Below are 25,621 nucleotides of genomic sequence, written 5' to 3' on the forward strand. Positions count from 1 at the left end.
GAGCGGGCAGGCCAGCTACTCGGCGGGCCCGGCGCCCACCCCGCGCTCACGCAGCGTGCGCAGCGCCTCCTCGAGCAAGGACTCGCCCTCCTGGTCGCTGCGGCGTTCCTTGACGTAGGCCAGGTGCGTCTTGTACGGCTCGGTGCGGGGAGGTCCCGGGGGCGCGGACCTGTCCTGCCCTGCGGGGAGTCCGCACCGGGGGCAGTCCCACACCGCGGGGATCTCGACCTCGCCGCCCTGGGCAAAGCTGGGGGTGGTCTCGTGACCGTTGCCGCACCAGTAGCTGACAAAGATCCTGGGCGCGACCTCCCCCCGCTCGGTCTCACCCATGGGGCCAGAACCGACCCGGCTTCCTCGGATCGCGTTTGCGCCAGCCATCGTTGCCTCCTTGCGCGGACTGTCGACGGCACACCCACACGGGTGGGGTATGACGTCCCTGAGGGTCAGCCTAACCCCGCCACCTGCGCTGTGGCGAACGTCTCATCTGCGGCGCGCCGGTCAGGAGAAGCGGACGAGGACGCCGATGGCCACGACGACACCGGCCCAGACCAGGGCCATGCCGACGGTGATCCGGTTCAGGTTGCGCTCAGCGATGGAGGAGCCACCGAGGCTGCTGCTCATGCCGCCGCCGAACATGTCGGACATGCCCCCACCCTTGCCCTTGTGCATCAGGATGAGCAGGACGAGGAAGCAGCTGGTAATCACCAGCAGCCCATCGAGGAACCAGCGCACGTACTCCACGCAGGACACACCTTGTCGTCGGACCGGTCAGAAGATCGTCAGCCCCGGACCCGTGAGGGATCCGGGGCGACAGACAGCCTAACCCAGCAAGCGCCAGGGACCGAACGTGCCCGGACGTACGGCGCGGCAGCGGCGTGCTCAGCCGGCCCCGTGGTGGTGCTGGTAGCGCACGATCGCGGCGAAGTCGTCCACCGACAACGCGGCGCCCCCGACCAGGGCACCGTCGACGTCCTCGCGGGACATGATCTCCGCGACGTTGCCGGGCTTGACCGAGCCGCCGTAGAGCACCCGCAGCCCGGCGGCGACCTCGTCGCCGACGGGCCCGGCCACGGTGCGGCGGATCGCGGCGCACACCTCCTGGGCGTCGTCCGGGGTGGCGACCTCCCCGGTGCCGATCGCCCACACCGGCTCGTAGGCGACTACGACCCGGCTCACCTGCTCGCCCTCCAGCCCCTCGATCGCGGCCCGCAGCTGGGTCACGACGTGCTCGACGTGCTGCCCGGCCTGACGGACCTCCAGCGGCTCCCCCACGCACAGGATCGGCGTGAGCCCGTGCCGCAGGGCCGCGCGCACCTTGGCGGCGACCAGCTCGTCGCTCTCCTGGTGGTGCTCGCGGCGTTCACTGTGCCCGACCACCACGTAGGTGCAGCCGAGCTTGGCCAGGAAGGCCCCGGAGATCTCGCCGGTGTAGGCCCCCTCGTCGTGCTGGGACAGGTCCTGCCCGCCGTAGGCGAGCCGGAGCTTGTCGCCCTGGACCAGCGTCTGCACCGAGCGCAGGTCGGTGAACGGAGGCAGTACGACCACCTCGACCTGGTCATGGTCGTGCCGTGCGTCCCGCAGCGTCCAGTCCAGCTTCTGCACCAGGTGGGTAGCCTGCAGGTGGTCCAGGTTCATCTTCCAGTTGCCCGCCATCAGCGGCGTGCGCCCGGTTGCGTTTGCGGTCTTGCTCGCCATCAGTCCTCCAGTACTTGTAGCCCGGGCAGTTCCTTGCCCTCGAGGTACTCCAGGCTGGCCCCACCCCCGGTGGAGATGTGCCCGAAGTCCTCGTCGGCGTGGCCGAACGCGCGCACCGCGGCGGCGGAGTCGCCACCACCGACGACGGTGAGCGCGCCGGCCTTCGTGCGCTTGACCAGGGCCTCGGCGACCGCCTTAGTGCCCGAGGCAAACGGCTCCATCTCAAAAGCGCCCATCGGGCCGTTCCAGAAGACGGTCTGGGTGTCGGCGAGTTTCTCGGCGAACAACTCCTCCGACGCCGGGCCGATGTCCAGACCCATCAGGTGGGCGGGGATGGCGTCGGCCGCGACCACCTGGTGCTCCGCGTCGGCGGAGAAGGAGGCAGCTACGACGATATCCACCGGCAGGACGATCTCGACCCCGCGCTGCGCTGCCGTCTGCAGGTAACCGCGCACCGTCTCCACCTGGTCCTCCTCCAACAGGCTGGTGCCGACCTCATAGCCTTGGGCCTTGAGGAAGGTGAACACCATCCCACCGCCGACGAGGAGACGGTCGGCCACGGTGATGAGGGACTCGATGACCCCGAGCTTGTCGCTGACCTTGGCCCCGCCCAGGATGACTGCGTAGGGCCGGCGCGGCTGCTCGCGCAGCGCCCGCATCACCTCGACCTCGGCGTGCACCAACATCCCCGCGGCGTGCGGCAGCGCCCGGGCCACGTCGTAGACCGAGGCCTGGGCACGGTGCACGACCCCGAAGCCGTCCGACACGTAGCCATCTGCCAGCTCGGCAAGCTGCTGGGCGAACTTTCCGCGCTCGTCGTCGTCCTTGGCGGTCTCCCCCGGGGTGAACCGGAGGTTCTCCAGCACCACGACGTCACCGTCCGACATGGCCTCCACCGCCTCGGTGGCGCGCTCGCCGACGGTCTCCTCCACGAAGGTGACCGGGGTGATGTTGCCGAGCAGTTCACGCAGCCGGTCGGCGACCGGGGCCAGCGAGTAGCGGGCCTCCGGTGCGCCCTTGGGTCGGCCGAGGTGGGCGACGACGACGACCCGGGCGCCGGCGTCGGTCAGGTGACGGATCGTGGGGACCGAAGCCCGCACGCGCCCGTCGTCAGTGATGGTGGTGCCCGCGAGCGGCACGTTCAGGTCCGAGCGGACCAGGATGGTCTTGCCGGCCAGCCCGCCGAGCTGTTCGGCGAGGTCGGAGAGGGTGCGCATCAGCTCAGAGCTTGTCGCCGACCAGCGAAACGAGGTCGACCAGACGGCAGGAGTAACCCCACTCATTGTCATACCAGCCGACGACCTTGACCTGGTTGCCGATGACCTTGGTCAGGCCTGCGTCGAAGATGCAGGAGTGGGGGTCGGTCTCGATGTCCTTGGAGACGATCGGGTCCTCGGTGTACTTCAGGATCCCCTTCAGGGGGCCCTCGGCAGCCTTCTTCACGGCGGCGTTGACCTCCTCGACGGTGACCTCACGGCCGGCCTCGAAGGTGAGGTCGGTGGCCGACCCGGTGGCGACCGGAACCCGCAGGGCGTAGCCATCGAACCTGCCCTTGAGCTCGGGCAGCACCAGCGACACCGCGGCGGCGGCACCGGTCTTGGTCGGCACGATGTTGAGGGCGGCGGCGCGGGCACGGCGCAGGTCCTTGTGCGGGCCGTCCTGCAGGTTCTGGTCGGCGGTGTAGGCGTGGATGGTCGTCATCAGCCCCTTGACGATCTCGAACTCCTCGTGCAGCACCTTGGCCATCGGGGCCAGGCAGTTGGTGGTGCACGAGGCGTTGGAGATGATGTGGTGCGAGGCGGGGTCGTAGTCGCCCTCGTTGACGCCCATCACCACGGTGATGTCCTCGTTCTTGGCGGGGGCGGAGATGATGACCTTCTTGGCACCGGCGTCGACGTGCTTCTGGGCCCCGGCCGCGTCGGTGAAGATGCCGGTGGACTCCACGACCACATCGACACCAAGGTCCCCCCAGGGCAGCGCGCTCGGGTCCTTCTCGGCGAAGGCCTTGATGACCTTGCCGTCGACGGTGATCTCCTCTTCGGAGGAGCTCACCTTGCCATCCAACCGGCCCAGGATCGAGTCGTACTTCAGCAGGTGGGCGAGCGTGGCGTTGTCGGTGAGGTCATTCACCGCCACGATCTCGATGTCGGCGCCGGAGCTCAGCACGGCGCGCGTGAAGTTCCGGCCGATGCGCCCGAAGCCGTTGATGCCAACACGAACGGTCATGATCAGACAACCTTCCCTCGTGGGTCGTCGGCGCACCGGGTGTGCACCGCTGAAAGGGACCGCAGAGGACTCCTCCGTAGGCTCCTTTTGCCTCCCAACCTATCGGTTGCCGGTATGCGGCGCGTGCCCGGGGGACCGCTCCCGCACCGGCGTGAGGGCACTCCGGCAGGGCCACGGCGGGCCACCGGGCGACAGCAGACCGGAGCCACGTAGGTCCTCGAGTGGTTGACCGGAACATCCGCGACCTTGCGGTGCTCGCCCTCGACCTGGCCGGGTCAGTCGTCGAACATGTCCGGGGTGAGGTTGGCCTCGGTCCCCTCCATCCCCAGCTCCTCGGCCCGCTTGTCGGCCATCGCCAGCAGCCGCCGGATCCGGCCGGCCACGGCGTCCTTGGTCATCGGCGGGTCGGCCAGCTGGCCCAGCTCCTCCAGCGAAGCCTGCTTGTGCTCCAGGCGCAGTTCACCCGCGATCCGCAGATGCTCCGGCACCTCCTCACCGAGGATCTTCAGGGCCCGCTCCACCCGGGCGCCGGCCGCCACCGCAGCCCGGGCGGAGCGGCGCAGGTTGGCGTCGTCGAAGTTGGCCAACCGGTTGGCGGTCGCCCTGACCTCGCGGCGCATCCGACGCTCTTCCCAGGCCAGCACCGCGTCGTGGGCGCCCAGCCGGGTCAGCATCGCCCCGATCGCGTCACCGTCCCGGATGACCACTCGGTCGACTCCTCGGACCTCTCGGGCCTTGGCCTGGATCCCCAGCCGTCGCGCCGCCCCGACCAGGGCGAGGGCGGCCTCCGGCCCGGGGCAGGTGATCTCCAGGGCGGAGGAGCGGCCGGGCTCGGTGATCGAGCCGTGCGCCAGGAAGGCCCCCGCCAGGCGGCCTCAGCGTCGCACACCGAGGCGCCCACGACCCGCGGGGGCAGCCCGCGGACGGGTCGGCCGCGGTGGTCGATCAACCCGGTCTGGCGGGCCAAGGACTCCCCGTCGGAGGTGGCCCGCACCACATACTTCGTGTGCTTGCGCAGGCCGCCGGGGCTCATCACCACGACCTCGCTGCTGGAGCCGTAGACCTCGGCCATGAAGGCGCGCAGCCGCCGCGCGCTCTGCGCGGTGTCCAGCTCGGCCTCGATGACGATGCGGCCACCGACGATGTGCAGCCCGCCGGCGAACCGGAGCATCGTGGAGACCTCGGCTTTGCGGCAGCAGGTCTTGGTCACCGGGAGCCTGGCCAGCTCGTCCTTGACCTTCGCGGTCATCGCCACTGCGCTGATCCTCCTCGTCCGAGGTGCGTCGTCCGTGCCGGTCTGCCCCCGCCCGGCGTCCGGAACACTACTATCCCGCCCTGCCCTGCCCGTCACGAGACCACCCCGCTCATGACGTCGCGGTACGCCGCGGCGAGCCGCAGCGTGTCGTGCAGGCCGGGCCGACCCATCTTGGCGACCGTGGTGACCACCAGCTCGGCCCCCACCCGGTCGACCGCCTTCGCCAGGGCTCGGCGCTCGGCCTCGGAGCGGACGACGCCGGGGTCAGCGATGACGTGGTCGAAGGTCAGCCCGGGTGCGTGCGCGGCGATGGCGTGCACGTGGTCGGCGACGGTGTAACCGGAGTCCTCGTCGTCGGTGAGGCTCACGTTGAGGGTGAGCACCCGTTGGGCGGGGGTGTCCTGCAGCGCCTGCAGCAGGTCGGGCACAAGCAGGTGCGGCATGACCGAGGTAAACCAGGAACCCGGCCCCAGCACCACCACGTCGGCCAGCTTGATCGACTCCACCGCCTCGGGGCAAGCGGGCGGCGACGCCGGCAGCAGGCGCACGGAGGTGACCCGGCCCGGGTGCCGCGCGACCTGGGATTGGCCGCGCACGGTGACCGTGCCGGCGCAGCCCTCCCCCTCTCCGTCCGTCTTCCCGCCGTCCGTCCTCCCGCCGTCCGTCTTCCCGCCGTCCGTCTTCCCGCCGTCCACCGTCGCGCCGTCCACCGTCACGGTGGCCTCGATGTCCAGTGGCACCTGCGACATCGGCAGCACCCGGCCGCGGGTGTTGAGCAGCCGGCCGACCAGGTCCAGGCCGCGCACCTCCTGGCCGGGCAGCAGGTCCCAGAGGGCGACGATGAGCAGGTTGCCCAGGGCGTGGCCGGCCAGGTCACCGTCCCCGCCGAAGCGGTGTTGCAGGACGCCCGACCACTGGTGGCCCCAGACGGTGTCCTCGCACAGCGCGGCGAGCGCCATCCGCAGGTCGCCGGGCGGCAGGATGTCGAAGTCCTGGCGGAGCCGGCCGCTGGAGCCGCCGTCGTCGGCGACGGTGACCACGGCGGTGATTGCCTCGGTGATATGCCGCAGTGCCTGGAGCGAGGCCGACAACCCGTGTCCACCACCCAAGGCCACGACCCGCAGGGCGCTCACTCCTGCCCCAGGTCCCGGTGGAAGGTGGTCAGCTGCACGCCGACCTCGTCCAGGTCCATCAACCTCCGAGTCAGCTCTTCGGCGGTCGCGACCGACCGGTGCTTGCCCCCGGTGCAGCCCACGGCGACGGTGAGGTAACGACGTCCCTCCTCCAGGTAGCCGCGCACCGCGGTCCGCAGCATCGCCTCCGCGTGCTCGAGGAAGTCACCGGCGTTGTCCTGGCCCAGGACGAAGTCGCGGACCGGGCCGTCCTGCCCGGTGTACGGGCGCAGCTTGGGGATCCAGTAGGGATTGGGCAGGAAGCGCAGGTCAAGCACCACGTCGGCGTCCAGGGGGATGCCGTACTTGAACCCGAAGGAGACCACTGCAAAACGTAGGCGCACCTCGTCGTCGGTGCGCAGCAGGTCGTCGATCTTGGCGCTGAGCTCGTGGACGTTGTAGTCGCTCGTGTCGATGACGATGTCAGCGTTGGAGCGTAGGTCACCGAGCATGCGGCGCTCACGCCGGATGCCGTCGAGCAGCAGCCCCTCCCCCTGCAGGGGGTGCGGCCTGCGCACGGCCTCGAAGCGCCGCACGAGCGCCTCGTCGGAGGAGTCGACGAAGATGATCCGGGGCTGCCAGCCTGCGGCGCCGAGGTCCTCCAGGGACCGGGAGAGCTCGGTGGTGAAGTCCCGCGAGCGCACATCGACGATGACCGCAACCTTCTGCCGGTGCGGGTCGTCGGCGGTGAGCTCCATGAGCCGGGGCACCATGGCCGGCGGGAGGTTGTCCACGACGTACCAACCCCGGTCCTCCAGGACGTCGCCGGCGGTGGTGCGGCCTGCTCCGGACATGCCGGTGAGGATGACCATGTCGTGGCGCGCCATGGTGGGGGCAGGCGCGGGCAGCCCCTCTCGCGCGCCGGTGGCGGGTGTCGTCACAGTGGGCTCCGTCCCGTCGTCGGGCGGGTGCTGCCCGTGGCGGGACCAGCGGGTCAGTCGAGCACCTCGCCCGTGCTCAGGTTAACCGCCGGACCGGGTTGCTCGTCGCGCAGCCTGGCCAGCACCGTCTGCGCGAGCGCCGGCCCGACCCCGGGCACCTCCTGCAGCTGGGTCAGGTCGGCCGCCCGCAGCGCCTTGACCGAGCCGAAGTGGCGCAGCAGCGCCTTTTGCCGGGCCGGGCCCAGGCCGGGTATGCCGTCCAGTGCGCTGACCGTCATGCTTCGGGAGCGGCGCTGGCGATGGAAGGCGTTGGCGAACCGGTGGGCCTCGTCGCGGACCCGCTGCAGCAGGTAGAGCGCCTCGCTGGAGCGGGGCAGGACGACGGGGTACTCCTGGTCGGGCAGCCACACCTCCTCCAGGCGTTTGGCCAGGCCAACGACAGCCACATCGGTGATGCCCAGGTCGGACAGGGCCTGCTGGGCGGCCCGGACCTGCGGCAGGCCGCCGTCGACGACGACCAGGTTGGGCGGGTAGGCGAACTTCGACGGCCGCCCGTCGTCCTGCGTGGGCGTGGGCGTAGGCGCTTGGACCAGGTGGCGGAAGCGGCGGGTGAGCACCTCGTGCATCGCGGCCGTGTCGTCACCGGTGCCCTGTCGGACGATGAACCGGCGGTACTCGCTCTTGCGCGCCAGGCCGTCCTCGAAGACCACCATCGAGCCGACTACGTCGCTGCCCTGGACGTGGCTGATGTCGAAGGACTCGATGCGCAGCGGAGCGTCGTCCAGCTCCAAGGTCTCATGCAGCTCCTGCAGAGCCTGCGAGCGCAGGGTCAGGTCGCCTGAGCGGGTGATCTTGTGCCGGGCCAGCGCCTGCTCTGCGTTGCGCCCGACCGTCTGCATGAGGGTCTTCTTGTCACCGCGCTGAGGGATGCGCACCCGCACACGTGATCCGCGCAGCCCGGACAGCCAGATCTCCAGCTCCTCATGCCCCTCGGGCAGCACCGGGACCAGCACCTCCCGCGGCACGACCTCGCCGCGCTCCGGGCCATAGACCTGCTGCAGCAGGTGCTCGACGATCGAGCCCATGTCCTCGGCGCCCTTCTCGCTGACCCAGCCCCGCTGGCCGCGGACCCGCCCACCCCGGACGTGGAAGACCTGTACCGCGACCTCGAGCTCGTCGTCGGCCAGGGCAAAGACGTCGGCGTCGGTGCTGTCAGGCAGGACCACCGCCGAGCGCTCCAGCGCGCGGGTCAGGGCACCCACGTCGTCGCGCAGCCGGGCCGCGGTCTCGAAGTCCAGCTCGGCCGCCGCCTGCCGCATCTGCGTCTCGAGCCTGCGCACAAAGCGGGCGGTGTCACCGGCCATGAAGTCGCAGAAGTCTTCGGCAATGCCCCGGTGCTCATCGGCACTGACCCGGCCCACGCACGGGGCGGAGCACTTGTCGATGTAGCCGAGCAGGCACGGGCGCCCCACCTGCTGGGCCCGGCGGAAGACACCGGCGGAGCACGTGCGCAGCGGGAAGACCCGCAACAGGGTGTCCAGGGTCTCCCGGATCGCCCAGGCGTGGGTGTAGGGGCCGAAGTAGCGGGTGCCGGTCCGCTTCTTTCCCCGCATCACCTGGGCGCGGGGGTGCTCCTCACCCATCGTCACGGCCAGGTACGGGTAGGACTTGTCGTCGCGGTACTTGACGTTGAACCGGGGGTCGAACTCCTTGATCCAGGAGTACTCCAGCTGCAGCGCCTCGACCTCGTTGCGCACCACGGTCCACTCGACCCTGGCCCCGGTGGTGACCATCTGCCGGGTGCGCGGGTGCAGCGCGGACAGGTCCTGGAAGTAGGAGGACAAACGGGAGCGCAGGTTGCTGGCCTTGCCCACGTAGATGACGCGGTCGTGCTGGTCGCGGAAGCGGTAGACCCCCGGCTCCGTGGGGATCTCCCCGGTGCGGGGGCGGTAGGACGCGGGGCTAGCCACGGATCAGCAGGTCCTCCCCGTCCACCTCGACGGCCAAGGTGGCCAGCGGCTCCTGCGCGGGGCCGGCGACCGGCTCGCCGCTGGCCGGGTCGAAGACGCTGCCGTGGCAGGGGCAGACCAGGTTGCCGTCGTCGTCGGTGGCGGAGGTCATGCAGCCCTCGTGGGTGCAGGTGGCGTCGTAGGCGAGCCACCTGCCCTCGCTGGGCTGGGTCACGACGATGCGTGCCGAGGCGCCGGGGTAGTAGGTCGAGCCACCGACCGGGGTGTCGGCCAGGGGCACCCGCACCGCGCCGTCGGCCTCCACCGTCGGCGTGGACGCGTCGCGGTCACCTCCGCAGGCAGAAAGGATGGCGGCGGCCCCGGCCGCGCACCCGAGCACAGCACGCCGGGTGGGGCGGGGTAGCAACGCCTCCGTGCTCACGGGGCTCACGGGGCTCACGGGGCTCATGCCGTGGACCTGCGGTTGACATCGAGGATGGGGGACAGGAACCGGCCGGTGTGGCTGCCGGCGTGCCGGGCCACCTGCTCGGGCGTGCCTTCGACGACGACAGTGCCACCGCCCCGGCCACCTTCCGGGCCCATGTCGACGATCCAGTCGGCCGACTTGATCACGTCGAGGTTGTGCTCGATGACCAGGACCGTGTTCCCCTTGTCGACCAGGCCCTGCAGCACTGCGAGCAGCCGCCGGATGTCCTCGAAGTGCAGCCCGGTCGTGGGCTCGTCCAGGACGTAGATGGTGCGCCCGGTGGAGCGCTTCTGCAGCTCGGCGGCGAGCTTGACCCGCTGGGCCTCACCACCGGACAGGGTCGTGGCCGGCTGGCCCAGGCGCACATACCCCAGCCCGACCTGGTTGAGCGTGCTCAGGTGCCGGCTGATCACCGGCACGGCGGCGAAGAAGTCGGCGGCCTCCTCGATCGGCATGTCGAGGACGTCGGCGATGGTCCGGCCCTTGAAGTGCACCTCGAGCGTCTCCCGGTTGTAGCGGCGACCGTGGCACACCTCGCAGGGCACGTACACGTCAGGCAGGAAGTTCATCTCGATCTTCAACGTGCCGTCGCCGGAGCAGGCCTCGCAGCGCCCGCCCTTGACGTTGAAGCTGAACCGGCCCGGCAGGTAGCCGCGGACTTTGGCCTCGGTCGTGGTGGCGAACAGCTTGCGGATGTGGTCGAACAGGCCGGTGTAGGTCGCCGGGTTGCTGCGGGGGGTGCGGCCGATCGGGCTCTGGTCGACGTGCACCACCTTGTCCAGCTGGTCCAGCCCGTCCACCCGCCGGTGCCGCCCCGGGACGTGCCGGGCCCCGTTGAGCTGGTTGGCCAGCACCTTGTAGAGGATGTCGTTGACCAGCGTGGACTTGCCCGAGCCACTGACCCCGGTGATCGCCACCAGGTTGCTCAACGGGAAGCTCACATCGGTGTCCTGCAGGTTGTTCTCCCGGGCACCGCGCACGGCCACCGCGCGACCGTCCTGCGGGCGCCGCGCCTCCGGCAGCGGGATGGCCTTGCGACCGGAGAGGTACTGGCCGGTCAGGGAGGTCGGGTGGGAGAGCAGGTCCCTGACGGAGCCGCTGTGCACGACGTGGCCGCCGTGTTCACCCGCCCCTGGCCCGATGTCGACGACCCAGTCGGCGGTGGCGATGGTGTCCTCGTCGTGCTCGACGACGATAAGCGTATTGCCGAGGTCCCGCAGGCGGGTCAGGGTCTCGATGAGCCGATGGTTGTCCCGCTGGTGCAGCCCGATGCTCGGCTCGTCGAGGACGTAGAGCACCCCGACCAGACCCGAGCCGATCTGGGTGGCCAGCCGGATCCGCTGCGCCTCGCCGCCGGACAGGGTGCCAGCCGGGCGGTCCAGGGACAGGTAGTCCAGACCGACGTCCAGCAGGAAACCCAGCCGGGCCGCGATCTCGCGGCTCACCTGGGCCGCGATAGCAGCCTCGCGGGGGGTGTACTGCACCTGGGCGAGGAACTCGGCGCACTCATCGATCGACATCGCGCTGACCTCGGCGATGCTCCGGCCGCCGACGAGGATCGCCAGGATCTCTGGCTTGAGCCGGGCGCCCTTGCACGCCGGGCACGGCACCTGGCGCATGTAGCCCTCGTAGCGTTCCCGACTGCTGTCGGACTCGGTCTCCCCGTGCTTGCGCTTGATGTAGGGGATGACGCCCTCGAAGCCGGTGGAGTAGCTGCGCTCCCGGCCGAACCGGTTGCGGTAGCGCACGTGCACCTTGTGCTTGTAGCCCTGCAGGATCGCGTCCTTGGCCCGCCCGGGCAGGGCCTGCCAGGGCACGTCCAGGCGGAAGTCGAGATCGTCGGCGAGCCCGCCGAGCACCCGCAGGAAGTAGTCGCTGAGGCCGCCACTGGCGGTGGACCAGGCAACGATGGCGCCGGCGAGGATGCTCTGATCCTCGCGGACCACCAGCTCGGGGTCCACCTCCAGTTCCACGCCGATGCCGGTGCACTCCGGGCAGGCGCCGAAGGGGCTGTTGAAGGAGAACGAGCGCGGCTCGACCTCGTCGATGGAGAGGGGGTGCTCGTTGGGGCAGGCCATCCGCTCGGAGAACCGACGCTCGCGCGGCAGCTCGACACCGGCGGCGTCCACCGGCAGGGCCCGGCTGCCCGGCTCATCCCCCGCGGCGGGCACGTCGACGAACTCGGCGACCACGATGCCCCCGGCCAGGGACAGGGCGGTCTCGACCGAGTCGGTGAGCCGCCGGGCATAGGCACGGTCCACGGTCGGTGCACCGTCGTCGCTCGGCTCCCCCGGCTTGGCGACGAGCCGGTCGACGACCACCTCGATGCTGTGCTTGCGCTGCTTCTCCAAGGTCGGCGGGTCGGTCAGCTGCACCGGCTCACCGTCCACCCGGGCACGCGCGAAGCCCTTGGCCTGCAGCTCGGAGAAGAGGTCGACGAACTCGCCCTTGCGGCCCCGGACGACCGGCGCCAGCAACTGGAAGCGGGTGCCGGACGGCAACTCCAGCAGCCGGTCGACGATCTGTTGGGGGGTCTGCCGCTCGACCGGCTCCCCGCAGACGTGGCAGTGCGGACGACCGACGCGGGCGTAGAGCAGGCGCAGGTAGTCGTGGACCTCGGTGATCGTGCCGACGGTCGAGCGCGGGTTGCGGTTGGTCGACTTCTGGTCGATGGAGACCGCCGGGGACAGGCCTTCGATGAAGTCGACGTCGGGCTTGTCCATCTGGCCCAGGAACATGCGCGCATAGGCGGAGAGGGACTCGACGTAGCGGCGCTGCCCCTCGGCGAAGATGGTGTCGAAGGCGAGGGAGGACTTGCCCGAGCCAGACAGCCCGGTGAACACCACGAGGGCGTCGCGGGGGATGTCGACCGAGACGTCCTTGAGGTTGTGCTCACGGGCCCCCTGCACCACCAGACGGTCGTGACGAGGTCCTGGCACGGGAGTGGGGAGGGACGAAGACTGCACACATCCACTGTAAGTCCCCCCACCGACACATCTTGCGTGTCCGCGGGCTGCCCGCAACCGCCGCGGCTGGGCTACCGGCCCACCACGGTCCAGCCCTCACCCCCACGGCGCCCGCGGCAGGACTACAGGGAGTCGTCCTCCGGGACGGAGTCACCGGTGTCCAGGAACTCTTCAGTGGCGCCCCGCTCCTTCTCCACCGATTCCTCCGGCGACTCCGCGGCCACGTCGGAGATGTTCGGCGGGGTGGCATCGGGTGAGTTCGTGGGCGGGCTGGTCTCGGGTGAGTTCGTCATGACGATCCTTCCGTTGTGGTGGCTCCATGCTAGACGCCCGCGATCGTCGAGGCCCGTGCGAATCTGCCTCCGCCCCTTCCCCACCGGGGAGTGCATATGTATGCTGCCTCCCACATAACTCTGCGGGTCGCCGTTGTCCCGCGCGCCCACCCCGCGCCCCACGGTGCCTGTCAGAACGGTGCTCCTATGCCCGAGACCCCCGCTGCGCTCCGCCCTGTGCCCGGCGCACCCCCGCAGGGCCTGTACGACGGCCGGCACGAGCACGACGCCTGTGGCGTCGCCTTCGTGGCCCGGCTCGACGGCGTCCCCCGGCACGAGGTCGTGCGCCAAGCCCTGACCGCGCTGCACAACCTGGACCACCGCGGCGCCGTCGGCTCGGAGGTCGACACCGGTGACGGGGCGGGGATCCTCACCCAGGTGCCGGACGCCTTCCTGCGCGTCGTGCTGCCGTTCGAGCTGCCGGCCCCCGGCCAGTATGCCGTCGGCATGGTCTTCCTGCCCGCGGACGGCACCGCCGACGAGGTGGCCGCCCGGGTCGAGCAGATCGTCGCTGACAGCGGCCTGCGCACCCTGGGCTGGCGCGAGGTGCCGGTGGACAGCCGCCTCGTCGGCCCGACCGCGCGGTCGGTGATGCCGGTCATGCGCCAGCTGGTGGTGGCCGCCCAGCCCGCGCCGGACGGCCGGCTCGAGGAGGGCCTGCAGCTGGAGCGCCGGGTCTGGCTGTGCCGCAAGCGGATCGAGCGAGCGACCACGGCATACCCGGTCTCGCTGTCCACCCGCACCCTCACCTACAAGGGGATGCTCACCACCGAGCAGCTCCCCGCCTACTTCTCCGACCTGGGCGACGAGCGCTACGCGAGCGCGCTGGCCGTGGTCCACTCCCGGTTTTCCACCAACACCTTCCCCTCCTGGCCGCTGGCGCACCCCTACCGGCTGATCGCCCACAACGGCGAGATCAACACGGTCCGCGGCAACCGCAACTGGATGACCGCCCGGCAGTCGCAGCTGGCGAGCGAGCTCTTCCCCGGTGGCAGCGAGGCACTCGCCGACGTGCTGCCGATCTGCACCCCCGACGCCAGCGACTCGGCCACCTTCGATGAGGTGCTGGAGCTGCTGGCCCTCTCCGGCCGGTCACTGCCGCACGCGGTCCGGATGATGATCCCGGAGGCGTGGGAGAACGCCGCCGGGATGGACCCGGCGCTGCGGGCGTTCTACGAGTACCACTCCATGCTCATGGAGCCGTGGGACGGACCCGCCAACCTCGTCTTTACCGACGGCACCCAGGTGGGGGCGGTGCTGGACCGCAACGGTCTACGGCCCTCGCGCTACTGGGTGACCACCGACGGGCTGGTGGTGCTGGGCTCGGAGACCGGTCTGCTGGACATCCCCGAGGAGCAGGTCGCCCGCAAGGGTCGGGTCGCCCCAGGGCGGATGTTCCTCGTCGACCTCGCCGAGGGCCGCATCGTGCCCGACGAGGAGGTCAAGGACGGGCTCGCCGCCCGCGCGCCCTACCGCGAGTGGCTCGACGAGCACCTCGTGCACCTGGGCGACCTGCCGGAACGGGTCCACGTGCGGCATACCCATGCCTCCGTCGCCCGGCGTCAGCAGATCTTCGGCTACACCGAGGAAGAGCTGCGCATCCTGCTCGCCCCGATGGCCCAGAGCGGCCAGGAGCCGCTCGGCGCGATGGGCACAGACACCCCCATCGCCGTGCTCTCGGAGCGGCCGCGGCTGCTCTTCGACTACTTCGTCGAGGCGTTCGCGCAGGTGACCAACCCGCCCCTCGACGCGATCCGCGAGGAGGTCGTCACCTCCCTGGTGACCTCGACGGGGCCGGAGCCGAACCTGCTCAGCGAGACCCCGCAGCACGCCCGGCAGGTGGTCCTGCCGTTCCCGGTCATCGACAACGACCAGCTGGCCAAGCTGCGGCGCATCGACGCCGAGGTTGGGCACGCCGACCTCGGGGCGACCGTCGTCCGCGGGCTCTACCGCGTTGACGGGGGCGCACCGGCCCTGGCCGCGCGGCTGGCGGAGATCTGCGCCGAGGTCGACGCGGCGGTCGCCGCCGGCGCCTTCTTCGTGGTCCTCTCAGACCGGCACGCCGACCGCGAGCTGGCCCCCATCCCCTCGCTGCTGCTCACCAGCGCCGTCCACCACCACCTGGTGGCGGGCAACACCCGCACCCGGGTCGGGCTGCTCGTCGAGGCGGGCGACGTGCGCGAGGTGCACCACGTCGCGACCCTCGTGGCCTACGGCGCGGCTGCGGTCAACCCCTACCTGGCCATGGAGACCGTGGAGAACCTGTGCTCGGCCGGGCAGGTCCTGGACGGGCTGGACCCGGACGTGGCGATCCGCAACCTCATCACCGCCCTCGGCAAGGGCGTGCTGAAGGTGATGTCCAAGATGGGCATCTCCACCATCGCCTCCTACCGCGGCGCGCAGACCTTCGAGGCGGTGGGCCTGTCCCGCGACCTGGTGGCCCGGCACTTCCCCGGCACCACCAGCCAGATCGACGGCATCGGGCTGGACGTCGTCGCCGAGGAGGTGGCGCACCGGCACGAGCGTGCCTACCCGCGCTCGGGCATCCCGCCCTACCACCGCACCCTGGAGATCGGGGGCGAGTACCAATGGCGCCGCGAGGGCCCGCCCCACCTGTTCAGCCCGGAGGCCGTCTTCCGTCTCCAGCACGCCACCCGCGAGCGCCGCGAGGACATCTTCCGGCAGTACACCGACCTGGTGGACGAGCAGGCGGGCGAGCTGATGACCTTGCGTGGGCTGTTCTGCCTGCGTCCCGACCGGGAGCCGGTCGACATCGACGAGGTCGAGCCGGTGAGCGAGATCGTCAAGAGGTTCGCGACCGGGGCGATGAGCTACGGCTCGATCTCGCAGGAGGCCCACGAGACCCTGGCGATCGCGATGAACCGGCTGGGCGGCAAGTCCAACACCGGCGAGGGCGGAGAGGACGTGGAGCGGCTGCTGGACCCGGAGCGCCGGTCGGCGATCAAGCAGGTCGCCTCCGGCCGGTTCGGGGTCACCTCTGCCTACCTGGTACATGCCGACGACATCCAGATCAAGATGGCGCAGGGCGCCAAGCCGGGCGAGGGCGGGCAGCTGCCGCCGGGCAAGGTCTACCCGTGGGTGGCCCGGACCCGGCACTCGACCCCGGGGGTCGGGCTGATCTCCCCGCCCCCGCACCACGACATCTACTCCATCGAGGACATCAAGCAGCTCATCCACGACCTGAAGAACGCCAACCCGCACGCCCGCATCCACGTCAAGCTGGTCAGCCAGGTCGGGGTGGGCACGGTCGCGGCCGGAGTGGCGAAGGCCAAGGCCGACGTCGTCCTTGTCTCCGGACACGACGGCGGCACCGGGGCCAGCCCGTTGACCTCGCTCAAGCACGCGGGGACGCCGTGGGAGCTGGGGCTGGCCGAGACCCAACAGACCCTGCTCGTCAACGGCCTGCGCGACCGGATCGTGGTCCAGTGCGACGGGCAGCTCAAGACCGGGCGGGACGTGCTCGTCGCGGCCCTGCTCGGCGCCGAGGAGTTCGGCTTCGCCACCGCGCCCCTCGTCGTGTCCGGTTGCGTGATGATGCGCGTCTGCCACCTCGACACCTGCCCGGTGGGCGTGGCGACTCAGAACCCCGAACTGCGCCAGCGCTACACCGGGCGGGCCGAGTACATCGTGACGTTCTTCGAGTTCCTCGCCCAGCAGGTGCGCGAGTACCTGGCCGAGCTGGGCTACCGCAGCCTGGAGGAGGTCATCGGACGAGCCGACCTGCTCGACACCGGGGCTGCCGTCGAGCACTGGAAGGCCGCGGGGCTGGATCTCTCCCCCGTCCTGCATCGAGCCCAGGTGCCGGCGGGTGCGTCGTTGCGGTGCACGACCAGCCAGGACCACGGACTGGAAGCGGCCCTGGACCATCGGCTGGTGGAGCTGGCTGCCCCGGCCCTGACCGACGGCACACCTGTCCGAGGCACGGTTCCCGTGAGCAACGTCAACCGCACCGTCGGCACCCTCCTGGGGCACCACGTGACCCGAGCGGCGGGGCCCGGGGGCCTGCCGGACGGGACGATCGACCTCACCCTGGTCGGCTCGGCCGGGCAGTCGCTGGGGGCCTTCCTGCCCCGGGGCGTCACGCTGCGCCTGGTCGGCGACGCCAACGACTTCGTCGGCAAGGGCCTCTCCGGTGGGCGGATCGTGGTGCGTCCCCCGGACGGGGCCCCCTACGTGAGCGCCGGCCCCCGGGACCACGTCATCGCCGGCAATGTCATCTGCTACGGCGCGACGTCGGGGCAGGTCAACGTCCGCGGCACCGTCGGCGAGCGCTTCTGCGTGCGCAACTCGGGCGCGACCGCGGTCGTGGAGGGCGTCGGCGACCACGCCCTGGAGTACATGACCGGCGGCACGGCGCTGGTGCTCGGCCCCACCGGGCGCAACCTGGGCGCCGGGATGTCCGGCGGCACCGCATACCTGCTCGACCTGGACCCAGACCTGGTCAACCCCCTCGCCCGGGCCAACGGGGACCTGGCGCTCTCGCCCCTGGGCAGCTCGTCCCAGGCCGACATCGACCTGGTGCGCCTGCTGCTGCTCGAGCACCGCGAGCTCACCGGCAGCACCGTCGCCGAGGCGCTGCTCGCCGACGACGGCTGGACCGGCCGGTTCACCGTCATCACCCCGCGGCAGTACGCGAGCGTGCTGCGCATCCGGCACGAGGCCGAGGAACGGGGCGAGGACCCCAACGGCCCGCACGCCTGGCAACGAATCCTGGAGGACTCCCATGGCTGACCCGCACGGCTTCCTGACCCACCGTCAGCGGGAGGACCGGCCGAGCCGTCCCGTTCCGGTCCGCATCCAGGACTGGAAGGAGGTGCACGGCGAGCAAGGCACCGACGTCCTGCGCCGGCAGGCGGGGCGCTGCATGGACTGCGGCATCCCCTTCTGCCACCAGGGCTGCCCGCTGGGCAACCTCATCCCGGAGTGGAACGACCACACCCGCCGCGCCAACTTCGCCGACGCCATCGAGCGCCTCCACGCGACCAACAACTTCCCCGAGTTCACCGGTCGCCTCTGCCCCGCCCCGTGCGAGACGGCGTGCGTGCTAGGCATCAACGAGCCACCGGTCATGATCAAGGCGATCGAGGTCTCGATCATCGACCGCGCCTTCGCCAACGGTCGCGTCACCCCGCAGGAGCCGGAGTGGCTCAGCGGCAGGACCGTCGCGGTCGTCGGCTCCGGGCCGGCCGGGCTGGCCGCCGCCCAGCAGCTGTCCCGGGCAGGGCACACCGTGGTGGTCCACGAGCGGTCTGACGCCGTGGGCGGCCTGTTGCGCTACGGCATCCCCGAGTTCAAGCTGGAGAAGTCGGTGGTGGACCGGCGGCTGGTCCAGCTGCGCGGCGAGGGCATCCGCTTCGTCACCGGGGTCACGGTCGGCGGTGACGGGCCGGACGACCCATCGCTGGCCCAGCTGCGGGAGCGATTCGACGCGGTGGTCCTGGCGACCGGGTCGACCGTGCCCCGCACGTTGCAGGTGCCCGGCGCCGCCCTCGAGGGCGTGCACCCCGCGATGGACTACCTGGTCCCCGCCAACCGGGAGGCGCTGGGCGGGCCCCGCGGGATCGACGCCGAGGGCAAGGATGTGGTCATCATCGGCGGTGGCGACACCGGCGCCGACTGCCTGGGCACGGCGCATCGGCAGGGTGCCCGCTCGGTGCTGCAGCTGGAGATCATGCCCACGCCCCCGACCGAGCGGCCCGCGCACCAGCCCTGGCCGACCTACCCTCTCCTCTACAAGGTGACCGAGGCGCACGAGGAGGGCGGCAAGCGCACCTACGGCGTCTCCACCGTGGAGGTGCTCGACGACGGGCAGGGCCGGGTGCGCGGGCTGACGATGGTCGACGGTGCCTTCCTCGACGGCCGCTTCGTGCCCACCGAGGGGACCGAGCGGGAGATCCCCGCCCAGCTCGTGCTGCTGGCGATGGGTTTCGTCGGCCCCGACCAGACCGCGGCCCCCGCCGTCGAGCTCCCCCGCACCCGGGCCAACACCTACGAGCGGGACGGCTCCTTCGCCACCCCCCTGGACGGCGTCTTCGCCGCAGGGGACTGCGGCCGCGGCCAGTCCCTCATCGTGTGGGCGATCGCCGAGGGGCGGGCCTGTGCCGCCGCCGTCGACCGGTACCTGTCCGGCCGCACCACGCTGCCCGCGCCGATCCGGCCCACCGACCGGCCGCTGACGGTCTGACGTGTCAGTGGTCAGGGGCTCGACCCGGCCCCTCGTAGACTCGCGGGCATGAGCACCCGCGAGCAGACCGCCGGCCACGTCGAGCCGGGGGGACCGGGCTGGTCCGTGGACCTCGGACCGGCCCGCGTCCGCAAGATCTCCGTCTCGGACATGGACAACAACGTCTACCTCATCACCTGCACCACGACCGGTGAGCGGCTGCTGGTGGACGCCGCCGACGACGCAGACCGGATCCTGGAGCTGCTCCGGGAGGACGACGGCACCACCGAGCTCGGCCAGGTGCTCACCACCCACAGCCACTGGGACCACCACCGGGCCCTGGCTCAGGTCGTGCAGGCCACCGGCGCCCGGACCCTCGCCGGGGTGGCCGACGCCGACGACCTGCCGGTGCCGGTGGACGTCCGGCTCGGTGACGGTGGCCTGCTCCGGGTCGGCAACATGGTGCTCGACATCATCAGCCTGCGGGGTCACACCCCCGGGTCCGTGGCCCTGGCCCTGTCCACCGCTGCGGACCAGGAGAGCACCCTGCTGTTCACCGGCGACTCCCTCTTCCCCGGCGGGCCGGGCAAGACCCAGACCCCCGAGGACTTCAGCACCCTCATGGGCGACCTGGAGGAGCGGGTGTTCGCCGTGTATGCCGACCACGCCGTCGTCCTGCCGGGACACGGCGACAACACCACGCTCGGCGCCGAGCGGGGCCAGCTGCCCCAGTGGCGGGCCCGCGGTTGGTGAGACCCCTCCCCCAGGCCGGTGGCGTCGCCCGACCCCCGGTGCATCCCGTCGTCCTGGTCCTGCTGGCCGTCGTCTCGGTCCAGTTCGGTGGCGCCCTGGCGGTCACCCTGCTGCCGCTGGTCGGCGTGCTGGGGTCAGTGACGCTGCGGCTCACGCTCGCGGCCGCGGTGCTGTGGCTCTTCGTCCGGCCGCGCCTGCGCGGCCGGAGCCGGGCCGACTGGCTGGTCGTCTCGCTCTTCGCCGCCGCCCTGACCCTGATGAACCTCAGCTTCTACGCCAGCCTCACCCGGCTGCCGATCGGCGTGGCGGTGACCATCGAGTTCCTTGGCCCGCTCGCTCTGGCCGCGGCCACCTCAAAGCGGGCCCGGGACCTGGCCGCGGTCGCGGCGGCCCTCGTCGGTGTCTTTCTCATCTCCGAGGCGCTGACCACGCCCTGGGCGGAGCTGGACCTGGTCGGGATCGGCCTGGCCGCGGCGGCAGGCGCCTGCTGGGCCGCCTACATCGTGCTCAGCCGGCGCACCGGCGCCCGGTTCGGCGGCCTGGACGGCATCGCGATCTGCATGGCGATCGGTGCCGTGGCGACCCTGCCGCTCGGTCTGGCCACGGCCGGCATGGCCCTGCTCACTCCCGATGCGCTGCTGCGCGGACTAGGCATCGCGCTGCTGTCCTCGGCGATTCCCTACAGCCTGGAGCTGATGGCCCTGCGCCACCTGGCCTCCGGCACCTTCGGGGTGCTGCTCAGCCTGGAGCCGGCCGCCGCGGCGCTGGCCGGGCTGGTGGTGCTGGGGCAGGTCCTGCAGCCGCTGCAGCTGGCCGGGATGGCGCTCGTCGTGCTCGCCAGCATCCTCGTCCTGGGCCGGGGCCGAAGACGGGGCCAGGCCAGGGCCCCCGACCCCGCCGAGGCGGCCTGACGCCGGGCCCTGCCAAGGCAACGCTCAGAGCCTGGTCAGCCGGTCGCCTCCCGCATCTGCCGCAGCTCCTTCTTCAGCTCGGAAATCTCATCACGCAGGCGGGCCGCCAGCTCGAAGTGCAGGTCGGTCGCGGCCTGGTGCATCTGATCGGACAGCTCGTGGATGAGCGTGGCCAGCTCGGTCGCCGGCATGTCGTCGGTGGCACGCCGATCCAGGACCGTGGTGCCGACGGCGGCCGCGGCGCCCCGCCCCCGTCCCCGGCCCCGGGACTGAGAACGCCCGCTGCCCATGAGGGCCTCGGTGTCGGCGTCCTCGCGCTCCAGCAGGTCGGTGATGTCCGCGATCCGCTTGCGCAGCGGGGTGGGGTCGATGCCGTGGGCCGTGTTGTAGGCCACCTGCCGCTCGCGGCGGCGGTTGGTCTCGTCGATCGCCTCCTGCATCGAGGGGGTGACCGTGTCGGCATACATGTGCACCTGCCCCGAGACGTTACGCGCGGCGCGGCCGATCGTCTGGATCAGCGAGCGGGCCGAGCGCAGGAAGCCCTCCTTGTCGGCGTCCAGGATGCTCACCAGGGAGACCTCAGGCAGGTCCAGCCCCTCGCGAAGCAGGTTGATGCCGACCAGCACGTCGTACTCCCCCAGGCGCAGCTCGCGCAGCAGCTCCACCCGGCGCAGGGTGTCGACCTCGGAGTGCAGGTAGCGCACCCGCACACCCTTGTCGAGCAGGTAGTCGGTCAGGTCTTCGGCCATCTTCTTGGTCAACGTGGTGACCAGCACCCGCTCGTTGCGCTCGGCCCGCGCGCTGATCTCGTGCAGCAGGTCATCGATCTGGCCCTTGGTCGGCTTGAGCACGACCTCGGGGTCGATCAGGCCGGTGGGGCGGATGATCTGCTCCACCACGCCGTCGGCCTTGGCCATCTCGTAGTCACCGGGCGTGGCGGACAGGTAGACGGTCTGGCCGATCCGCTCCAGGAACTCCTCCCACTTCAGCGGCCGGTTGTCCATGGCGCTGGGCAGGCGGAAGCCGTGCTCGACCAGTGTGCGCTTGCGGGACATGTCGCCCTCGTACATGGCGCCGATCTGCGGCACGGTCACGTGCGACTCGTCGATGACGAGCAGGAAGTCCTCCGGGAAGTAGTCAAGCAGGCAGTTGGGGGCGCTGCCTGGTCCTCGCCCGTCGATGTGCCGCGAGTAGTTCTCGATCCCGGAGCAGGAGCCGACCTGGCGCATCATCTCGATGTCGTAGGTGGTCCGCATCCGCAGCCGCTGGGCCTCCAGCAGCTTTCCCTGGCGCTCGAAGCTCTCCAGCTGCTCGGCGAGCTCGGCCTCGATCCCGGCGACCGCCCGCTCCATCCGCTCTGGTCCGGCGACGTAGTGGGAGGCGGGGAAGACGTACATCTCCTGCTCCTCGCGGACCACCTCGCCGGTGAGCGGGTGCAGGGTGTAGAGCCGGTCGACCTCGTCGCCGAAGAACTCGATCCGCACCGCGAGCTCCTCGTACTGCGGGATGATCTCTACGGTGTCGCCACGCACCCGGAAGGTGCCGCGGGTGAACGAGGCGTCATTGCGGGCGTACTGCATGGTGACGAACTGGCGCAGCAGACCGTCCCGCTCGATGGTGTCGCCGACGCGCAGGCGGACCATCCGGTCGACATACTCCTGCGGCGTGCCCAGGCCGTAGATGCAGGACACCGAAGCGACCACGACGACGTCACGCCGGGTGAGCAGGCTGTTGGTCGCCGAGTGCCGCAGCCGCTCCACCTCGTCGTTGACCGAGGAGTCCTTCTCGATGTAGGTGTCGGACTGCGGGACGTAGGCCTCGGGTTGGTAATAGTCGTAGTAGCTGACGAAATACTCGACCGCGTTGTGCGGGAGCAGCTCGCGGAACTCGTTGGCCAGCTGTGCGGCCAGCGTCTTGTTCGGAGCCATGATCAGCGTCGGCCGCTGCACCTGCTCCACGAGCCACGCGGTGGTGGCCGACTTGCCGGTGCCGGTGGCGCCAAGCAGCACCACGTCCTGCTGGCCGGCGTTGATCCGGGTCGCGAGGTCGGCGATCGCCCCGGGCTGGTCCCCGCTGGGGGAGAAGTCGGACTCGACCCGGAACGGGTGCACTGCGCGCTGCAGATCGGTGACGGGTCTCATAGCACCCACGCTAACGCCGAGACCTGACAGACCCTTCCCGCAGCGTCCACGACGCTCGTCGAAGGTGTCCCGTGAGCGCTCAGCCGCCGAGTCGGCGCTGGTCGTGCAGGACGTCGGCCCAGGTGCGGGCCAGCACCGGCGGCAGGGTGTCCTCGCCCAAGGCCCGCTCCAGGTCGGCCTGCTGGGCGAGGGTCCAGCGGAAGCCGGGGGCCGCACGGCCGACGACGAGCCCGAGCGCCTGGCCCCGCCGGGCAACGGGGGCCATCGTGCGCAGGTAGTCAGCCACCAGCGGGTCGACCAGGTCGCGCTGCTCGGCCGACCATAACCCTCGGGCCAGGGCGCCGATCTCCCGGTTACTCACCGCGTCGTCGGCCATCCTGGCCAGGGCCTGCGCCTTGGTCGACGGCTCGGGCCGGGCCGCCGCGACCGCCAGCGCGGCCAGTTGGCCCGCGGCCGACGGGTCCCGCTCCTGCTCCGCGGTGAGCAGCTGTGTGGTGTCGGCACCGAGCTCGGCGAGGCGGCGGAGCACCTCCCAGCGCTCCTCCTGGGACAGCGGACCATGGCCGGCGCCCACCTCGAGCCAACCGAGGAGCAGGTCCACGTCGTGCAGTGCCCCGGCACCCACGGACACCGCGGTCTGGGCCACGGCGGTGGCCACCTGCGCGGCACCCAGCAGGACGAGCGCCACCTGCCCCAGGCGCTCCAGCAGCTCCCCCACCTCGCCCGCCGGCGTCACCTGCCGCACCACCGCGGCGGACCGGCTGAGAACGTGGGCCACGACGAAGTCAGTCCCTTCCCCAGGCAGGTGGTGCTCGACCGCCCGCACCAGCACCGCCGGCGTGATCTCCCCCCGGGCCGCCAGTTCGAGCAGGGCCGACCACAGGATCACCCGCCGGTGCTCATCCGGCACCCGCCCGAGCACCTGCAGCACCCGGTCGAGGGTCCCCGAGTCCAGGGCGATCCGGGCGAAGGTGTCCCCGGTGCTGTTCGGCACCACCAGGTCGGCGGGCGCCAGCCGCACCATGGCCTGCCCGGGCGAGAGATCGACCACCTGCTCCCACGCCCGCTCGACCTGGTCTCCCGAGACGGCATACCCGCTCACCCGCACCCGGTGCGGGCGCCGGGCGGCGGCGGAGGAGCCGGACCGCTCGTCGACCCCCGGGACCAGCCGCAGCGTCAGCCCCTCCCGGCCCCTGGCCCCGGCGCCGCCCACGCCCGCCTCTGCCCCCGGCCGCGTGAGCTGGAGGACGTCGGTCCCCGGCACCCGCAGCCAGGCCTCCACCCAGCCGGTGACGTCCCGGTCGGTGACTGACTGCAGCGAAGCGACGAAGTCGTCCAGCGAGGCGGTGCCGAACCGCGCGCCGGTCAGGTGCCGGTTCACCCCGGCGAAGAACGTCTCCTCCCCCAGCCAGAAGGCCAGCTGGCGCAGGGTGGAGTTGCCCTTGGCGTAGGAGATGGGGTCGAAGTTGTTGAACGCCGAGTCGACGTCCGGCACGTCCTCCGGCCGGGGCGCGACCGGGTGCGTGGACGGGCGGGCGTCCGCGGCATACCCACCCGCCTTGCGGCCCAGGTCGAACTCCGCCAGCGCCCCTGGCGCCGCGCCGGTGGCGCCGGCGACGACGAAGCCGAGGTAGTCGGCGAACGACTCATTGAGCCAGGTGTCCTCCCACCAACGGAAGGTCACCAGGTCGCCGAACCACATGTGCGCCATCTCGTGCGCGATCGTCATCGCCCGTTGGCGCGCCAGCACGGCCGGCGTCGTGCCCTGGGGGAGCAGCTCGTCGCGGTAGCTGACGCACCCGGGGTTCTCCATCGCGCCCCAGTTGTGGCCGGGGACGAAGATCTGGTCGTAGGAGTCGAAGGGGTAGGGCTCGTCGAAGCGCTGGGCGTACCAGTCGTAGGCGGACACAGTCTGCTCCCGCAGCATCGGCAGGTCCCGGTCGAGGTCGGCGGCCAGCGAGGCGCGGGCGTGCCAGCCGAAGGGGCGCCCGTCGTGCTCCCAGGTGCGGCTCGCCCACGGGCCGGCGCACACCGTGACGAGGTAGGTCGACAGCGGCGGTGTGGTCGCGAACACCCAAGACGTCGGCGCGCCGCCGTCCGTCACGTCGGGCACCTGCTCCGGTCTGCCGTTCGACAGCACCGTGGCGCCCGGCCTGGCCCGGACCGCGACCGTGACCGGTGCCTTGAGGTCAGGCTGGTCGAAGCAGGCGAAGACCCGGCGGTTGACGTCCATCCCCCCGTAGCAGCCCAGGTAGACCGCGCCGTCGCTCGGATCGACGAAACGGTGCATCCCGTCGCCGTCGGTGACGTAGGGCATCCGGGCGGTGACGACCGCGGTGTTGTGCGCTGCCAGGTCGGTGAGGTGCACCTGGTCGTCCCGGTAGCAGCGAGGCCCGAGCGGGCGCCCGTTGAGCTCCACCTCGACATCGAGGGCCCGCTGCAGGTCCAGGAAGGTGGACGTCCCGGGCGGGGCGGCGAAGGTCACCGTAGTGGTGGCCAGGAAGTGCTCGTCACCGGTGAGGTCGAGGTGGATCTGGTAGGCGGCGCCGGAGACGACCTGGGAGCGGGCACGGGCGTCGACGAGGGTGAGGGACACCCTGCCGACCCTAACCCCAGGGGGACGGCGAAGGCCCGCCCACCCAGGGGGTGGACGGGCCTAGGCCGTTGGG

At 71.3% G+C, this 25,621-nt stretch carries 17 protein-coding genes and 1 pseudogene; 4 read left to right on the top strand and 14 right to left on the bottom strand.

The features are described 5' to 3' along the window. Nucleotides 1–15: 15 nt before the first annotated feature. The 12 genes and pseudogenes from FY030_RS08465 to FY030_RS16375 form a co-directional block, all read right to left on the bottom strand. Nucleotides 16–378 (bottom strand): RNA polymerase-binding protein RbpA, encoded by a 363-nt coding sequence (locus tag FY030_RS08465; protein WP_158061129.1) that lies wholly within the window; start codon nt 376–378, stop codon nt 16–18. A gap of 120 nt (nt 379–498) precedes the next feature. Next, complete coding sequence (secG, locus tag FY030_RS08470) at nt 499–741, bottom strand: preprotein translocase subunit SecG (RefSeq protein ID WP_158061130.1); 243 nt, start codon at nt 739–741, stop codon at nt 499–501. Nucleotides 742–879: 138 nt separating this feature from the next. Next, nucleotides 880–1,695: a triose-phosphate isomerase gene (gene tpiA, locus FY030_RS08475; protein WP_158061131.1), complete on the bottom strand. Its 816-nt coding sequence runs from the start codon at nt 1,693–1,695 to the stop codon at nt 880–882. Beyond that, nucleotides 1,695–2,912 carry a phosphoglycerate kinase gene (locus FY030_RS08480; protein WP_158061132.1) on the bottom strand — a complete coding sequence of 406 codons (1,218 nt, stop codon included), beginning with the start codon at nt 2,910–2,912 and terminating at the stop codon, nt 1,695–1,697. The genes tpiA and FY030_RS08480 overlap by 1 nt, the downstream gene beginning before the upstream one ends. A 4-nt stretch (nt 2,913–2,916) precedes the next feature. After that, nucleotides 2,917–3,921 carry a type I glyceraldehyde-3-phosphate dehydrogenase gene (gene gap, locus FY030_RS08485; RefSeq protein WP_158061133.1) on the bottom strand — a complete coding sequence of 335 codons (1,005 nt, stop codon included), beginning with the start codon at nt 3,919–3,921 and terminating at the stop codon, nt 2,917–2,919. Nucleotides 3,922–4,196: 275 nt separating this feature from the next. Beyond that, nucleotides 4,197–5,176: pseudogene (gene whiA / locus FY030_RS08490) on the bottom strand (DNA-binding protein WhiA). Between the two features lie 92 nt (nt 5,177–5,268). Next, a complete protein-coding gene (locus tag FY030_RS08495) occupies nt 5,269–6,309 on the bottom strand; it encodes a gluconeogenesis factor YvcK family protein (protein WP_202879685.1) in 1,041 nt (346 codons plus the stop codon). Further along, entirely contained in the window at nt 6,306–7,175 is an 870-nt protein-coding gene (gene rapZ / locus FY030_RS08500) for an RNase adapter RapZ (protein WP_158062727.1), read from the bottom strand. Before rapZ ends, FY030_RS08495 begins: the two co-directional genes overlap by 4 nt. Nucleotides 7,176–7,282: 107 nt before the next feature. Then, nucleotides 7,283–9,199 carry an excinuclease ABC subunit UvrC gene (gene uvrC, locus FY030_RS08505; protein WP_158061134.1) on the bottom strand — a complete coding sequence of 639 codons (1,917 nt, stop codon included), beginning with the start codon at nt 9,197–9,199 and terminating at the stop codon, nt 7,283–7,285. After that, nucleotides 9,192–9,647, bottom strand: a complete 456-nt coding sequence (locus tag FY030_RS08510; protein ID WP_158061135.1) for a Rieske (2Fe-2S) protein — start codon at nt 9,645–9,647, stop codon at nt 9,192–9,194. Before FY030_RS08510 ends, uvrC begins: the two co-directional genes overlap by 8 nt. Further along, nucleotides 9,644–12,631 (bottom strand): excinuclease ABC subunit UvrA, encoded by a 2,988-nt coding sequence (gene uvrA / locus FY030_RS08515; protein ID WP_420371850.1) that lies wholly within the window; start codon nt 12,629–12,631, stop codon nt 9,644–9,646. Before uvrA ends, FY030_RS08510 begins: the two co-directional genes overlap by 4 nt. A 122-nt stretch (nt 12,632–12,753) precedes the next feature. Next, the gene (locus FY030_RS16375; protein WP_192498539.1) at nt 12,754–12,924 is read right to left on the bottom strand and encodes a hypothetical protein; all 171 of its coding nucleotides are present in this window, start codon (nt 12,922–12,924) and stop codon (nt 12,754–12,756) included. Nucleotides 12,925–13,110: 186 nt separating this feature from the next. Here FY030_RS16375 and gltB point away from each other — a divergent pair, with 186 nt between their 5' ends. From gltB to FY030_RS08535, 4 genes are read left to right on the top strand one after another with little or no spacing between them, the layout of a single operon-like run. Beyond that, nucleotides 13,111–17,715, top strand: a complete 4,605-nt coding sequence (gene gltB, locus FY030_RS08520; RefSeq protein ID WP_158061136.1) for a glutamate synthase large subunit — start codon at nt 13,111–13,113, stop codon at nt 17,713–17,715. Next, nucleotides 17,708–19,168, top strand: coding sequence for a glutamate synthase subunit beta (locus FY030_RS08525; protein WP_158061137.1), 1,461 nt, complete (start codon nt 17,708–17,710; stop codon nt 19,166–19,168). The genes gltB and FY030_RS08525 overlap by 8 nt, the downstream gene beginning before the upstream one ends. A 48-nt stretch (nt 19,169–19,216) precedes the next feature. Next, nucleotides 19,217–19,900 carry an MBL fold metallo-hydrolase gene (locus tag FY030_RS08530; protein ID WP_158061138.1) on the top strand — a complete coding sequence of 228 codons (684 nt, stop codon included), beginning with the start codon at nt 19,217–19,219 and terminating at the stop codon, nt 19,898–19,900. Then, a complete protein-coding gene (locus FY030_RS08535) occupies nt 19,897–20,811 on the top strand; it encodes an EamA family transporter (RefSeq protein WP_192498540.1) in 915 nt (304 codons plus the stop codon). Before FY030_RS08530 ends, FY030_RS08535 begins: the two co-directional genes overlap by 4 nt. Before the next feature lie 35 nt (nt 20,812–20,846). Here the strand turns inward: FY030_RS08535 and uvrB are convergent, their stop codons facing one another. Beyond that, nucleotides 20,847–22,952 (bottom strand): excinuclease ABC subunit UvrB, encoded by a 2,106-nt coding sequence (gene uvrB / locus FY030_RS08540; RefSeq protein ID WP_158061140.1) that lies wholly within the window; start codon nt 22,950–22,952, stop codon nt 20,847–20,849. Nucleotides 22,953–23,031: 79 nt separating this feature from the next. Next, nucleotides 23,032–25,548 carry an aminopeptidase N gene (gene pepN, locus FY030_RS08545; RefSeq protein WP_158061141.1) on the bottom strand — a complete coding sequence of 839 codons (2,517 nt, stop codon included), beginning with the start codon at nt 25,546–25,548 and terminating at the stop codon, nt 23,032–23,034. Between the last annotated feature and the right edge of the window lie 73 nt (nt 25,549–25,621).

This window comes from Ornithinimicrobium pratense (assembly GCF_008843165.1).
Classification (GTDB): Bacteria; Actinomycetota; Actinomycetes; order Actinomycetales; family Dermatophilaceae; genus Ornithinicoccus; species Ornithinicoccus pratensis.